The sequence below is a fragment of the Endozoicomonas sp. ALD068 genome (assembly GCF_049310145.1).
Lineage (GTDB): Bacteria > Pseudomonadota > Gammaproteobacteria > Pseudomonadales > Endozoicomonadaceae > Endozoicomonas_A.
Genome location: NZ_JBLYNU010000004.1, coordinates 3131130 through 3144668, shown reverse-complemented (window position 1 = coordinate 3144668; position 13539 = coordinate 3131130). Strand labels below are relative to the sequence as shown.

Sequence of the window (13539 nt, the reverse complement as noted above, 5' to 3'; positions counted from 1 at the left end):
GGAATTGATCTTCAGCTCCTGTTTTTGTCTTCCTGTTCATCTTCATCATCTTGATTTTTGTTTTTATCTCGATGTTTATTTTCGTCTTGATTTTTGTCTTCATCAGGGCCATTGGTTTGAATCTGCTCAAGCTGCTTCACCAGTCCACTGAAGGTTTCCCGGTTTTCTTCGCTCAGACTCATTAATACCTTATGGGCGTCCAGAACTTTCCTGGCCTGACTGGACTGCTCCAGATTTCCATCGCAGGCAATGTCATGCATGTTCAGATTCAGGTTCAGTTTTTCATAGCCTTCCAGCTCCCTGACTATCACAAACACTCTGTCAAACCCCATACTCAGGAGAATTCGGGTGATGTCATCTTTAGTAGAAATAATAACTGGCACCAGCCCCAGATTTTTTTTGGTTTGAATCGACAATTTGGCCAGGAGGCCCAGAGAGGTGCTGTCGATGGTGTCAGTGTCGGTCAGGTCAATAATGACAGAGGTGAAATCAGGCTTGCTAAGCATCTTTTCAAGAGAAGCACAGAGGGTTAGCCGTACTTCTCCCACCAGTTTCAGAATATAAGTGCCATCGCTTTTTGCGAACAGTATCTTTCCAGTAGTCATTCAGTCTCGAGCCAGGATCAGCAGGGCAACGTCATCTGGAATGGCTTTCATGGTTTCTAGCCCCAGCTTTTCTGTCAGCGCCGATACGGTGACGGCTCCCTCTTTAATAACAGACAACAAGTAGTCTTCCTTCTCCTGAAGTGTCTGCTGTGGCAGTACCTCCAGAATACCGTCGGACAGGATAGTCAAGGTAAATTGCTCGGGCAAGTCAATGGTGACATCTTCAAAAGTAGCGTCTTCAAATAGCCCTACGGGCAACCCCCGGCCTTCAATACAGCGGGTCTCTTCCGGCGTGGAAAGAATGGGCAGAGGGTAGTGACCGCCAAAGGCATAAGTCAGCTTTTTATCACGGGTGTCGACAACACCGCCAAAGACCGCAACATGTTTACCCAGGCCGGTTTCGAGAAGGCTACGGTTGAGGAAGTTGAGCACATGGGAAGGTTTGACCCTGACCCGTCCACCATGAGACTGATATTCCTTGAGCAGGTTCATGGACATGTGTTTCAGTAATACCGTGATAAAGGCCGAAGAAGCACCATGGCCGGAGACATCAGCCAGGTAGAAGGCAAAACTGTGCTCGTTCAGGACGAAGTAGTCAACAAAGTCGCCACTGAGGTAGAGAGACGGGATGATCCGGTGGTCGACCTTGAAATTTTCAAAAATCAGGGGTTCCTGAGGCAGCATCTTCATCTGAACCTGGCGACCGGCCTTCTGGTCCTCCTGCAGCAGGTGCAGGTTGTTTTCCAGTGAGTGAATGGCCTCTTCAAGGCTTTCACGGTAGCGGCGGTTTTCAAGTATCAGCTGAGCATTTTCAAGAGCACGGTTAATGGCGTACTCAAGAACTTCCAGATCGACGATAGGCTTGATGATGTAATCACTGGCACCCAGGCGTAATGCCTGAACGACATCGGTCATGACACCGGCACCGGAAACCACAATAAAGGGTGTATCCGGAGACATCTCCCGGACGTTTCGAAGCACTGCCAGTCCATCCATCTTCGGCATCCGAAGGTCACAGAGAATCAGATCCGGGGAGGTCTCTTTGAATACAGCCAGCCCCTGCTCACCATTTTCTGCCTGAAGAATATTGAATCCGCTGTCTTCGAGATAGGCTACGATGCTTTCTCTGACAATTGTGTCATCATCAATGACCAGGATGGTCCTGCTGGTCATATTTATAATCCTGCCTGCTGGAGAGATCTGTCCAAACCTTTGTCAGGAAAATCTACGTCAAGGAAAACAGAGTGCATCTGACCTTAAACCATTATTGATTTGTCTGTGATGAAACATACTCTCAACCCGGCCTTGCTGCAAGCTGAGGGAAGGTAAAGCAAGGAAATCTATCCGGAGCTGAGGTTCCGTTTTTTCTGGTCTGATCGTCGGATTATATCGAGGCAGAATTGGCCAATTATGCCTCGAATCAGTGGGTTAGGAGCCTGATTCAAGGCATTTGAAGAGGTACTACCTGTCAGAAGTCGTCTTCTGGCAGCTGACCTGTAATCAGGTATTCACGGCGTTGCAGATAGGCATCCCGAACAAAGGTATAGCTATCACCCACAATCAAATCTTCAGCGCTGAGCAGGGAGGAACGGGTGCTGACAATGTCCACTCCTCTTACAACCCATTGATTCCGTTCTGGCTCAAATTGTCCCTGAAGGTTCAACATGGAGTCTGGCAATAAGCCGATACCGGATCTGAGTGTTCTGGGCCCGAGAAACGGCAGTACAATATAAGGGCCCGACGGACTGCCCCAGTGAGCAAGCGTCAGGCCAAAGTCTTCATATTGCTGTTCAATCCCCAGTGGGGTGGCGACATCAACCAGTCCCAGCATACCTATCGTAGAGTTAATGCCGAAGCGACCAACTGAAGCCAATGCCTCACCGCCTTTAAACTGTAACAAAGCATTGGCAGCATTACGGATCTCGCCGAGGTTTGAGAAGAAGTTAGTGACCAGCTGCTGAATAGGTTTGGGAGTCACTGCATCATACCCTCTGGCCACTGGCCTCAGGGTATAGTCGTCCAGCGTATGATTGAATGAAAAGATTGCACGATTCGCTCGCTCCCAAGGGTCGTCGTAGGAGACAACAGCAGCACCGGCAGTCGAGATATACCCTGCCAGTAGCAGAGTGGGTATTAATTTAACCATATTTTTTAGAGTATTTTTCAGGTTTGCAGCCAGTGCGCGTCTCACGTTCCTGTCCTCGCTTTCCTTGTTGTTAGAAACTAGCCCAAATCATTGTGTGTAGAGTTATAGTTTGAATCATTTCACAGATGAGTGAAATAATTCATACGGATATTGATCTTTTAAGGATTCAAAAATCTGAAAAATGTATAAAAATCTTTCAATCTTCCTGTGAATCTGCCAAAACCGCGAGCCTGCACCTATTTTACGGTGTCCGTTAAGGATATTTTCTGACCATGCCAGCTAAGGAGTATACGTTTGGACAACCTGGCAATTATTCTCGTACTCGTTTCATCTTTCATGCACGCCGGCTGGAATTGTCTTGGCAAAAAAGTCAGGCCTTCAGGAGCCAGCTTTACCCTGTCCGTAATAATGGGGATGCTGGCTTTTGTGCCTCTGTTGCTTTTCTATATCGACTGGTTGGGAGAAATTTCCCGGGAAATTTGGCATTTGTTGATTCTGAGTGGTCTGTTTCAGGCCATCTACTACCTGGGTTTGGGCCAATCATACCGTTTTGGTAATATGTCGTTGATGTATCCGGTCTCCCGAGCCCTGCCTGTTCTTCTGGTTCCACCGGTTATCGGTTTATTAGGTTGGGGAGCGGAGTTCTCATCGGATAAATGGCTGGCATTCAGCCTGATTGTTTCAGGCTGTATCATCCTGCCATTGTGGCACTGGAGTGATATAAGCTGGTCTCATTACCTCAATTCTGCAACGGCCTTTGCAGTAATGGCTGCTGTAGGTATTACGGGATATTCTGTGGTCGACAGTCAGGCTCTTATGTTGATGAGAGTACTGTGGCCCGTCGAAGGGGTGGCCTTCAAAAGTGCTCTGCTCTATTTGATTCTTCAGGCCATCACAACCTGCCTCTGGCTGGTGCTTTTCACATTTCCTTTTCAGAAGCAGCGAAGGGAAATCGCACAGTTGTTTGCATCTCATCGGGGCACTCTGTTTTTTACAGGAGTGGCGATGTTCTCTACTTACAGCATTGTACTGGCCGCCATGGCATTTGCTGACAATGTCAGTCTGATTGTGGCTTTGCGACAAACCAGCATTCCTGTAGGTGTTTTGATGGGTGTTTTTCTGCTAGGAGAGAGGGGGTCGACACAAAAATGGTGGGGCACCGGATTCATCGTTTTCGGCTTGATTCTGGTAAGTATCTGACGATGCATAAGTAAATGAATCTGGCATGAAACCTGAATGGTAAAAAAGCCATGTTTTGGCACTGGAAGCTGAAAATATCTTGTGAGACTATCAGGTGCTTAGCAATCAGGAGGAATCATGGACGATAGCCGAAAGAACGAAACCGAGACTCGCAGCAGTTTACCCAATTGTCGTAATGAGGCACGGTTACTGGCTCTGAGAAAAGCTTACCTTGCGGGTGAGCTAAGGGTGGACAGTGCCAGAGTGGCAGATAAACTGCTCGCTTTCGAGAGTAAACTTGAATCAGCACTGAGTGACCAGAGTCATCTGAACGACAAAAGCAACTGACTGATTTCGCCGACAGGGATTTATCTTAAGACAGTGCTCAGAACGACTTTAATTCTTGGAAAAATTTCATCGATTCGTTAAAATGAAAGTCAGCCAGCCGGAACGATCTGCCCGCTGGCTTTTCTATGCTCCCTTGGCACAGCTGGATAGCGCGGCCCCCTCCTAAGGGGCAGGTCGGAGGTTCGAATCCTCCAGGGAGCGCCAGATAGAGTAAAGGCTCCAGATTTTGAGCCTTTTTTATCCTTGCGATGGGTCGTCAATAGGTCGGATGCATTACACATTGTCAGAATATTGCTGAGCCAGACTTTCATAGCTTTTTTGATTGTTTAGCCAGCTATCCAGATCCTCTACCCGATACCTGACTTATTTTTTGCCCACCCTGAAAAATTTTGGGGGAGGTTCCCCGCAAAGTTCTCCTGAAATCCTTGCTCTATCCAATTCAGATTTTGACAGGCCGATGTATTTTGCTGCTTGTGCTGTATTCAAGACGGCAGGTGAGAGTTCTTTAACGGTATGGTGGTTCATTGAGTTTTACCTTTATTGAACAGGTTTATATTTTCAGGTAGCAAACTGCCACTCCAGACTTCATTGGTGATTCTGGTTTTCTGGTACTCGCTTTCATTGATCCAGCCTTGTTGATAGGCAACATCAACAATACGTTCCGTCAGGGCAGTCAAAGATGTGGAGCCTTGTCGTATAAGAACGATGTTGTCGGGAGGCTGCATAAGAAACAGGGCAGGGTATGTGGCAATATTCAGAGATGCAGGTGGGGATCTTTCTGTTCGACTGTTTGGGAATGCTGGTATTAACTGTCCATCGGTAGAGATGGGGATCAATTCAAAGTCGTATTCCATGCTCAGGAGCTTCACTGTTCTGGCCTCAATATGGCAAAGCCTGCAGCTTCCCTTGTAGTAAAAAACAAGGCCGGCTATCCGGGCAACTTTTCTCAAAATAATTTCTCTGGCCTTATTAGCCATATCATCTTTGATTTTTGCCGCTGCCGGAGAGATTGGTCGACGGACATTTTCATCCAGCATTGGGTCGCTTTCGATAATTTGTTTACCAACATAGGCAAAGCGTTCTGCTTTTTCTTTTATCAACCTGTCGAGATAGAGGTAGTTACTGACGTTTTCTCTACTGGGAAGGTCGATAGCTTTGTCCAGGTATAGACCGATGTTATTTCTGATCCATGCGGTTGTGAGTGGCTGGTGTCTTTCGTTTGGATCGTTGGCTTCATTCTCGTCGGTTTCTGGCTCGGCAATCTGCTCATACCAGAACCAGCCTTCAGAGTGGCGGCTAAACCATTGTTGTTCGGCTGAAACAGTCACTGAACATATTCCGACTAATAGCAGAACGAAGGGCATCAGGCTTTCTTCTGCCAGTTGGCTGTCCACCATCCTAGACATAGTGCAGCCAGCCAGGCGGCGGCAGGAATCAGCAATACTGGAACCGGCAAAGGGATGATGATTAGATAAAGAAATAAACCTGGAATCCATTTTGATGCCCGTCGGCTCCAGAGGTTTTGCAATGGACTGGTATAGTGAAAATCGTGATAACGGATTTTTCGGATCAAAAGGCCGTCGATAATGACTGCAATAAACATCACGCCCCAGAATGGCAGACAGGCCAGCAATACGGAGATCCGATAAAACAGCTGTCGTATCAGACTAAGGAAGTTCTTAACCACACCCTGAAAGAGCTCCATGGCCTTTGCCAACCCTTCACCCGAGCTTCGATCTGTAGTCGTGTGTTCCATAAGAAAGTGCTGAATGCCGGATTTTACAATGGTTGTCGCATATAATTGGTCGCCTGTTCGCATAATCCATAGAGCATTCTCTCGCCCCAGCCTCTGGGCATATTGTTGCTGCTCTTTGTACAGATACTGGTTCATCTTTTGGCCAGAAAAAGCAAGCCAGAGCAATATCAGGCCAAGCCCGAAACACCAGATTGCGAATGGACTGGCTTGTTTTTGAGATGTTGTCATAAGAAAGATGGAATCGGATGTTCAGGATTTTGGCGAGCAAAGAATCGGGATTCTGCCTTTCAATAAACGTCCGCCGCCCAATCGTGCAACGTATTCCAGATTGGGCAGCTCACCAAGCAGTTGCAGCGGAAACAAGTCTCCGGTTTCTTCTAATTGGGCAAAAGCCTGAAAGGGTGCATTATCACCACCGGAAGGCATCAATCCAGAAATCCGGCTGGCCAGCTCGCTGGAACGGTTGAAGTTCTGTAGCAGGTTGATACGAATGGAATTTGCAGGAAAGCCCGGATGGAACTTTATAAACCGGTATTGATTGCCTGCAAGCTCGCAACTTCTGAGGGTATGGCTGGCAAGATCATGGTCGCCTTTGGGGTCGACGATAATAACGGGTTCATTGCGCAATACGGCCTGTGTCACCAACAAATCAAAGAGTCGGGTTTTACCACTGCCCGGGACACCGATCACCATGGTATGCATCTGAGTCTGCTCAAGAGGCTGATATAACGGCTCCTCATGTTCTTCCATACCGTGAATCCAGCCCGCACCCATGTTTTTTTCTGATTTGGTTGGCAGGTTATCACTTCGTAATAAGTCCCAGGCTCGTTGCCCGTGGTGTCGTTGCCATTCAAAGCCCCAGCCTAACCAGACACTCTGTTCCTGACTCTTTGTTTGCAGTAACTGGCATTGTTTCGAGGTCAGTTTTAACAGAGCCAGCTTCTTCCCTTTCAGTCGTTGGTGTTGCTGCCATCTTGGCAGAGCTTGTACCAGCCGGATCACTATCATGCCGCCACAGAAAGAAGAGGTCAGAACAAAACCAATCTGTGGCAGTGAACTGTAAAACGACAATGTATAGGCTGTAATCATGGCGGAAAACCATACGGCAGAAGAACTCAACTCATAAATGGGTCGCCAGTTTTGCAGATATGGGCGATCACTGATCATGCTGTGTCCCCGTGATGTTTTTTGTTGGCAACCATTGTTTGCACTGTTCGGAAATGACAGGTTGCAGAGCAATGACCAGTCGGCCATTACGTCGAAAAATAATCTGGTTCCCAACGGGTCTGATCCAACCTCTCTGGTTCCATTGTTTGAGCAGGATATCTGGTTCTGGAGTTTCCCTGGATTTGACCGCATCAGGCCAAGGCAGCAGAAGGCTGTCTTTCGCCCATTTGATATCCTCTGCGTGGAGGTTACCTATAACCAGCTCAAGCCAACCGAGTTCATTATCCTTTTCCTCTGTTGGCTGATCCTCAGTTTTGGACGGTTTTGTGATCTGGTTAAGCGCCTTCCCATTTTCGAAATGCAATTTGATGCTTTTCAAACGTGCCTGCTCAACGGCATCGATGATTTGCGATACGCCATGGCCGCTTTTTTGTCCGGTAAGCGCACCGATAAAAGTCTGCCAGAGAGCATCATTACTGTTGTCGGGTTGCAGGGCATTGCGGAATGCCTGAGGAGTCAGCAGCGGCAAAAGTAACAGATTGATGGCCGTATATTCTGGTCCTAATGGTTTCCTGGGATCGGTATCACACTGTTTCCAATGGGGTGAGTAATGGCTAATGCGGTGTTGTTGCAACCAGCTTCCAAGAGGTTGCTGGAACGCTGGCCATTGCTCTGCTGATTGCTCTGCGGATGATGTTTGAACAACAAGACAAGAGGTCATTCTCCCACTGTCATATAAAAGTCCGGCGATCCCTGCCATTAACCGCCATAGCGGTTCCCTCGCTCTGCGTTGATCTGGATACAAGTCGTGGTCTCTGTGAATCTGCTGCATGGCTGTGACGGACCAGAAGGCCGTTTCCAGAGCATGGCGGATCGCGCCTGCTGGTTCACAGTGGTGCTGAGGATGAGCAGGTAAGAGATGGAGCCAGTTGGTGAGATTATCCAGTGTTTGGTCAAACATGCGCTGCAGGTCTGCTGGCAAATTCAGCTGCTCGTTTAACTGTTCCAAAAGCTTTTGTTGCTGATGCAGGATTGTTCCTGTGCTCACCTGATATCCAGCGCAACCTGAACCTGGTTGTATAGGCTGATCAGCTTCTGGAAGATTGATTGGTAATAGGATTTTTCCATCAGCGTGATGCGGGTGTAACCATTGATTGATAATGGCTAAAGCCTTTGAGGTGGACATGGTTAAAGCCCGAAAATGGAATTAATAATGGTGGGAGTGACCTGCAATCCGACAGCAGCACCCACTCCGGTAGCAAAGCCGATTAATGAGTTTCGAGCCATGCCGTAGGCCAGTCCGATCAGGACAAAAGAGATAGACAGTGTTCGCCCCAGGTCTCCCTTGATCCAACCCACCAAACGACCATAAATTTCCGCAAAGTCAGTGGAACCTGTCACATTGACAGGATTGGCTGCCTGCAGCTCCTGTGGCAGTAGAGAGAGAATGATCAGAGGTGCCAGCGACACCATCAGTTTCTGCAGCTTCATAACAAGTTGTGGTCTATCAGCAAGCAGTACATACATATTCAGTGACTCCATTAATCATTAGACGGTAAATAGACGGGAATGGCAGACTGCCAGTCTCTTGGTGCGATATCGGTCATCACAACTCCGCCGCTGTGCCAGTTGCCCTGCTTGTCAACCCAGGGTGCAATCCAGATTTTCAGGATTTGAGCGGGTGTGCGGTTGGGTATCGCTTCGGGCGTTACAAAACGAAGATCGGGTTCTGAATAGTTTTTGGGAGCTGAAGGAAACAGGTTTTCAGCAGACGTTGAACCGGTATCCTGATAGACCTGTCTTGCCGATTTACATACGCCTTTGCCGGGTTCCGGGCAGGCATACTCAGCTTCACCAACACCAAGCAGTGAGCAGCCCTGAATAACAGGTACCAGCGAAACCATCAGAAGCAAGGCTCTGGTATCGTTTTTACACATGGGTAAATTCTCGAAAGATTAGTTTTTCAGACCACGGGTGAGAATCAGGTCCACCTTACGTTCGGCGCTAATTTCAATGACGGGCACCATCTGGTCAGCCAGCTGCAGGTAAAAATCTGCCAGCTTTTCCAATGCTTTGTTACTGCCCTTAATCAAAGAGCTTTGCAGAGCTTGGCTGCCCTTTAAGCCAGACTGAAAAGGAGACTGAATCTGGCCGTTCTGGTTGGGGATTACAGACAAGACTGGGACGGGTTTGGTATCAAAGGCCTCACTGATACCGCTGAGAAAGCCTGCCATAGCCGCCTTGGCCATAACCTGCCCCTTTTTACTGACCAGCCTGCCACGTAATCCGGCTTTGCCATCTTCTCCGGCGATATAACCTTCTAGAGGTCGTTCAATCACTTCTTCCTTATCGTTGTATTTGAGGATGCACGACAGGGTTTCACTGCGAAGATAAGCCCGCTCGGAACTCAGGTCGCCGTAGCCCGATGCCAGAACAAAGCATTCCCTGACGTTAGTGCGATAGCGATTGGGCAAAATGGCAGAAGCTTTGATGCGGATTAGGACAGGATAAGGTTCACGTCTTGCCCCTTGCCTTGTCGGAACATCCAGCCCGGTGATTAACTGGCCGGATAGCAGACTTCCGGCCGGTAAGCGCAAAAGCTTTGGTTTATCCTCTGGTTTTGAATTTAGGGTGACTGCCTGAGGGTTGGTAGTTCCTAATACCCGGATAGGTCTGGGTGGTTGAGGAGATGTGTCATAGTAATCAGTTTCGTTGTATTGGGTTGTTGGTGATTGACTGTACTGATTCCACTGCAATATTCACCAGCGCAGCAAGCACTTCCGTGATAGCCTGCTGATAGTCCGAGGCTTCTTCGAATCGTTTTGCTAATGCCTTGTTATGGTTGATTTTTTGCTGCCATGGTTTTGATAGTGACAGCTGAATTTCTTTAGGAGGCACATCCAGTGGCGTTACCAGCAAAGAAAGGGCATGAGTCTCATTGTCATGAGGGGTGATGTACACGACAAAAGGTTCTTCTTGTTGCGAAGAGAGATAGATCACTGAACCTTCAATCCGAATATCAGCCTGATCAATGGTTCGAATCTGGGGAGCCGCAAAAGGCGTGACAATTCGATTCAGGTGTAGACGACTCAGGGTTACGGGTTGCTGTTGACCCGGTGATACCTGCAACTTGACTGGTGCAGCTGCCAGAGTCAATGAACAGTAAAAACAGACAGCAACAAAAAGCGTTTTGTTCATCGAGGAATCTCTGAATAAAGGAAGGGTTACTTGAGATCAGATTCAATCTGAATAACAGCAAGCACAGGGCGATAACGGGTCAGACTGAACTGAAAGGTAAAGGTTTTCTGCCCAGACAGGCGTTGATGGCCCGATGAGAGAGCACTGTTCCCCGTCACTCTGACCTCATGAGTGTTTTCATCAAAGTCAAGCTGCAATGGCTCAAAGCTCAGGGAAACATTGTCTTCCCGTAACTGGTGGAACTGCCGATTCAATATTTCATGGACTTGCCGGTGCAGATTGGGTGAAAGCAGACTTTGCAGCCTGGACTCAACAAACGACAGATTCTGCGGATTGAGATTGCCCAACAATTCAGCCAGAGACAGCCCCCACCATTCGTAATAGACCCGTGATGCTCCACCAGACTGAACTCCAACCTGTCCATCCATAAACGGCAAGCTCAACTCAACAGCCGGTTTGCGACTCAGGCAGTGGAAAAGCAGTAGTGCATTCGTCAGCACCAGTACCAGCAACATCAGCCTGTCCATACAGAGCTGCTGACGCCATTGCTTCAGACGACGCAGATAGTTTTGAATGGTCATTTTCGGGAAGGGTAAAAGACCCGAACATAAGGGTTGGGCAAGGTTCTGGCTTTTACAAAATAAAAGCCCAGCCAGTAAAGCCGGTGGCTCAGGTGGCCGTCAGGGTGACGGTCCCGAAACCGGCGATAAACACGAATCGCCATCCAGCCCAGAAACATGCCCAGTAGCAGCTGTTCAAACCAGATACCCCAGATCAGACCCACGGCTATGGGGTAGATTTCATCCAGAGACCAGAACAGGAACTGGATGGGGTCGTTTATGGTGCGGGGGATTTCCATGATGTCTCTGAGAATGTTCGGGTTTGTTCGAATATTTCGTTTATTGCTATTTCGTTTATTTCGATTAAACTGCAGTTAAGGAAAAAACTTAGTAAATATTCGATCAGGGAATACCTATGACTACAAAAGACAAACTGACTCTGCCTACTGCTGAAGAGATTGCGATTGCACAAGAGTGCAGCCGGGAAATTTCAGCCTTTCTTGAGACGGGTGCTAAATCTCAGCAAATTGATATCAGCTCTAAGGATGGGGAAAAGCATGCGTTGTCGATTCCAACCAGAGCGTTGAGCCTGCTGGTTGATATTCTGGCGCAACTTGGACAGGGCAATGCGGTAAAAATCATCCCGATCCATGCGGAACTGACCACTCAGGAAGCCGCTGATATTCTCAATGTTTCCCGGCCTTATCTGGTCAGAATGCTGGATGAGGGGGAAATCCCTCACCACAAGGTTGGTCGGCATCGCAGAGTCCGGTATCAGGATTTAATGGATTACAAAGCAGCTATAGATGCTAAACGACTCTCAGCTTTGGATGAGTTGTCATCCCTCTCCCAGATGAACGATCCGGAGTATTAATGGCTTCTCAATTTACTGCTGTTTTTGATGCCTGTGTTCTTTATCCTTCGGTGTTAAGAGACGTGTTGTTAAGGTTGGCGATAACAGACACTTTTCGCGCCAAGTGGACAGACAAAATTCATGATGAGTGGACTCGCAATCTGAAAGCCAATCGTCCAGACATTGATGAGAATTACCTCAATAAAACCCGACAGCTGATGAACGCTCATGTCCGGGATGCAGTGGTTGAAGGTTTTGAGCACTTGATTGATTCAGTTCAACTACCAGATCAGGATGACCGGCATGTTGTTGCAGCGGCAATTGTCGCTAATGCCGATGTCATAGTGACTTATAACCTGAAAGACTTTCCTGATGAAGCCCTTACCCCATATGAACTTCAGGCTATTCATCCTGACAGCTTTATTCATGATCTGATTGATCTGCATCCGGCAGAAGTCATTGGCGTGATCCGCTCGGCGAGAGGTGCTTTAAAAAAACCATCATTGACGGTTGATGAATATCTGAGCAGGCTAAGAAAGCAAAGGTTGCCGGAAACGGTCACCTGGCTAGAGTCAATGAAGCTCGTTCTGTAAGAGGAAAACAGTAAACTCACAAGATTACTGATGGAGCCAGCACTGTGGGAGTGATCAGTACATTGGAGCCAGATGGGTTTATAGCTTTCACATAACCCAAAGGTTTTGACAATCACTGTTCTGCGTAGAAAAGTTTATCTGCTTTGAAATTTCAAGACAGCTTGCATCATCTCAGGCGTGTGAAAGTGTCGTGCATTCAGACTACGAGTCAGGATATGTCGTTCAGGTTTTGAACAGCTACTTTCTGAAAACCAGAGACCTTCAGAGTTGGCATCAGTATGCACACTGGTTTGCCAGATAATGTTTCCATCATCATGCCGGGTACCCAGACGACAGTCACCGCAGTGGATAACCTGAGCCTTTAGCTTTGCTGTTCCCTTTGGGACAAGCAGAATAAGATAGCTGGCAATATTCAACAGATATTTTTTGCGCAACTCTTTTTGCAGGGCTCTGAGCGGAGTAATGACAGTCTGGCTATGTGGCATTGAGGGTGAATCAATTTCAACTATTCCTGCGACCATGTGATTCAGGATGAACTGGGTAAATGCATTACCCGGTTGTCCTTTTTGAGCGCCCAGCAATTCAGCCAGAGACAGCCCCCACCACTCGTAATAAACCCGAGAAGCTGCTCTGGACTAAATTCCAACCTGTCCATCCATAAACGGCAAGCTCAACTCAACAGCCGGTTTGCGACTCAGGCAGTGGATCAGCAGCAGTGCATTCGTCAGCACCAGTACCAGCAACATCAGCCTGTCCACACAGAGCTGCTGACGGCATTGCTTCAAACGACCCAGATAGTCTTGAATGGTCATTTTCGGGAAGGGTAAAAGACCCGAACATAAGGGTTGGGCAAGGTTCTGGCTTTCACAAAATAAAAGCCCAGCCAGTAAAGCCGGTGGCTCAGGTGGCCGTCAGGGTGACGGTCCCGGAACCGTCGATAGACACGGATCGCCATCCAGCCCAGAAACATGCCCAGTAGCAGCTGGTCAAACCAGATACCCCAGATCAGGCCCACGGCTACGGGGTAGATTTCATCCAGAGACCAGAACAGGAACTGGATGGGGTCGTTGATGGTGCGGGGGATTTCCATGATGCTTTCGACTCATTTACCGTCTATACTCTGTAAGACATATT

Annotated in this window: 18 protein-coding genes, 1 tRNA gene and 2 pseudogenes; 5 read left to right on the top strand and 16 right to left on the bottom strand. The window is 48.0% G+C overall.

Going from position 1 to position 13539, the window contains the following annotated elements; genetic code table 11:
- Positions 1–11: 11 nt before the first annotated feature.
- From ACO6V5_RS10625 to ACO6V5_RS10615, 3 genes are all read right to left on the bottom strand, one after another.
- Positions 12–605: an STAS domain-containing protein gene (locus tag ACO6V5_RS10625; protein ID WP_422133083.1), complete on the bottom strand. Its 594-nt coding sequence runs from the start codon at positions 603–605 to the stop codon at positions 12–14.
- Complete coding sequence (locus ACO6V5_RS10620; RefSeq protein WP_422133084.1) at positions 606–1778, bottom strand: response regulator; 1173 nt, start codon at positions 1776–1778, stop codon at positions 606–608.
- Between the two features lie 295 nt (positions 1779–2073).
- A complete protein-coding gene (locus ACO6V5_RS10615; RefSeq protein WP_422133085.1) occupies positions 2074–2796 on the bottom strand; it encodes an MlaA family lipoprotein in 723 nt (240 codons plus the stop codon).
- 249 nt (positions 2797–3045) lie between these two features.
- Between ACO6V5_RS10615 and ACO6V5_RS10610 the strand changes: the two genes are divergently transcribed.
- The 3 genes from ACO6V5_RS10610 to ACO6V5_RS10600 all read left to right on the top strand — a co-directional run bounded on the left by ACO6V5_RS10610 (position 3046) and on the right by ACO6V5_RS10600 (position 4482).
- Complete coding sequence (locus ACO6V5_RS10610; RefSeq protein WP_422409443.1) at positions 3046–3951, top strand: multidrug DMT transporter permease; 906 nt, start codon at positions 3046–3048, stop codon at positions 3949–3951.
- A 117-nt stretch (positions 3952–4068) separates the two neighbouring features.
- The gene (locus ACO6V5_RS10605; protein ID WP_422133087.1) at positions 4069–4278 is read left to right on the top strand and encodes a hypothetical protein; all 210 of its coding nucleotides are present in this window, start codon (positions 4069–4071) and stop codon (positions 4276–4278) included.
- A 127-nt stretch (positions 4279–4405) separates the two neighbouring features.
- Positions 4406–4482: transfer RNA gene (locus ACO6V5_RS10600), tRNA-Arg, on the top strand.
- 317 nt (positions 4483–4799) lie between these two features.
- Here ACO6V5_RS10600 and traF read toward each other — a convergent pair.
- The 10 genes and pseudogenes from traF to traL (ACO6V5_RS10550) all read right to left on the bottom strand — a co-directional run bounded on the left by traF (position 4800) and on the right by traL (ACO6V5_RS10550) (position 11258).
- A complete protein-coding gene (traF, locus tag ACO6V5_RS10595; protein WP_422492109.1) occupies positions 4800–5606 on the bottom strand; it encodes a conjugal transfer protein TraF in 807 nt (268 codons plus the stop codon).
- Positions 5607–5641: 35 nt separating this feature from the next.
- Positions 5642–6169, bottom strand: a complete 528-nt coding sequence (locus ACO6V5_RS10590; protein ID WP_422409447.1) for a DUF4400 domain-containing protein — start codon at positions 6167–6169, stop codon at positions 5642–5644.
- 387 nt (positions 6170–6556) lie between these two features.
- Positions 6557–6736: pseudogene (locus tag ACO6V5_RS10585) on the bottom strand (helicase HerA domain-containing protein); the annotation flags it as partial.
- A 454-nt stretch (positions 6737–7190) separates the two neighbouring features.
- Positions 7191–8249, bottom strand: a complete 1059-nt coding sequence (locus tag ACO6V5_RS10580) for a TraI domain-containing protein (RefSeq protein WP_422442273.1) — start codon at positions 8247–8249, stop codon at positions 7191–7193.
- 140 nt (positions 8250–8389) lie between these two features.
- A complete protein-coding gene (traA, locus tag ACO6V5_RS10575; RefSeq protein WP_422137529.1) occupies positions 8390–8728 on the bottom strand; it encodes a TraA family conjugative transfer protein in 339 nt (112 codons plus the stop codon).
- 14 nt (positions 8729–8742) lie between these two features.
- Positions 8743–9138 carry a TraV family lipoprotein gene (locus tag ACO6V5_RS10570; RefSeq protein ID WP_422442274.1) on the bottom strand — a complete coding sequence of 132 codons (396 nt, stop codon included), beginning with the start codon at positions 9136–9138 and terminating at the stop codon, positions 8743–8745.
- Between the two features lie 18 nt (positions 9139–9156).
- Positions 9157–9798, bottom strand: a pseudogene (locus tag ACO6V5_RS10565) (TraB/VirB10 family protein); the annotation flags it as partial.
- Between the two features lie 106 nt (positions 9799–9904).
- On the bottom strand, positions 9905–10399 hold the full coding sequence (locus ACO6V5_RS10560) for a hypothetical protein (RefSeq protein ID WP_422411811.1): 495 nt from the start codon (positions 10397–10399) through the stop codon (positions 9905–9907).
- A gap of 26 nt (positions 10400–10425) precedes the next feature.
- Positions 10426–10980 carry a TraE/TraK family type IV conjugative transfer system protein gene (locus ACO6V5_RS10555; protein WP_422411813.1) on the bottom strand — a complete coding sequence of 185 codons (555 nt, stop codon included), beginning with the start codon at positions 10978–10980 and terminating at the stop codon, positions 10426–10428.
- The gene (gene traL, locus ACO6V5_RS10550; protein WP_422411815.1) at positions 10977–11258 is read right to left on the bottom strand and encodes a type IV conjugative transfer system protein TraL; all 282 of its coding nucleotides are present in this window, start codon (positions 11256–11258) and stop codon (positions 10977–10979) included. Before traL (ACO6V5_RS10550) ends, ACO6V5_RS10555 begins: the two co-directional genes overlap by 4 nt.
- A 116-nt stretch (positions 11259–11374) precedes the next feature.
- Here traL (ACO6V5_RS10550) and ACO6V5_RS10545 point away from each other — a divergent pair, with 116 nt between their 5' ends.
- Together ACO6V5_RS10545 and ACO6V5_RS10540 are read left to right on the top strand one after the other, a co-directional pair.
- Positions 11375–11833, top strand: a complete 459-nt coding sequence (locus tag ACO6V5_RS10545; RefSeq protein ID WP_257279627.1) for a helix-turn-helix domain-containing protein — start codon at positions 11375–11377, stop codon at positions 11831–11833.
- Positions 11833–12405: a PIN domain-containing protein gene (locus tag ACO6V5_RS10540; protein ID WP_422137535.1), complete on the top strand. Its 573-nt coding sequence runs from the start codon at positions 11833–11835 to the stop codon at positions 12403–12405. The genes ACO6V5_RS10545 and ACO6V5_RS10540 overlap by 1 nt, the downstream gene beginning before the upstream one ends.
- Positions 12406–12539: 134 nt before the next feature.
- Here ACO6V5_RS10540 and ACO6V5_RS10535 read toward each other — a convergent pair whose 3' ends face one another.
- Genes ACO6V5_RS10535 through traL (ACO6V5_RS10525) form a run of 3 tightly spaced genes read right to left on the bottom strand, consistent with a single transcriptional unit; the run spans position 12540 to position 13495 of the window.
- On the bottom strand, positions 12540–12986 hold the full coding sequence (locus tag ACO6V5_RS10535) for a hypothetical protein (RefSeq protein ID WP_422411818.1): 447 nt from the start codon (positions 12984–12986) through the stop codon (positions 12540–12542).
- Between the two features lie 54 nt (positions 12987–13040).
- On the bottom strand, positions 13041–13217 hold the full coding sequence (locus ACO6V5_RS10530) for a hypothetical protein (protein ID WP_422133100.1): 177 nt from the start codon (positions 13215–13217) through the stop codon (positions 13041–13043).
- Positions 13214–13495, bottom strand: a complete 282-nt coding sequence (gene traL, locus ACO6V5_RS10525) for a type IV conjugative transfer system protein TraL (RefSeq protein ID WP_252180164.1) — start codon at positions 13493–13495, stop codon at positions 13214–13216. Before traL (ACO6V5_RS10525) ends, ACO6V5_RS10530 begins: the two co-directional genes overlap by 4 nt.
- Between the last annotated feature and the right edge of the window lie 44 nt (positions 13496–13539).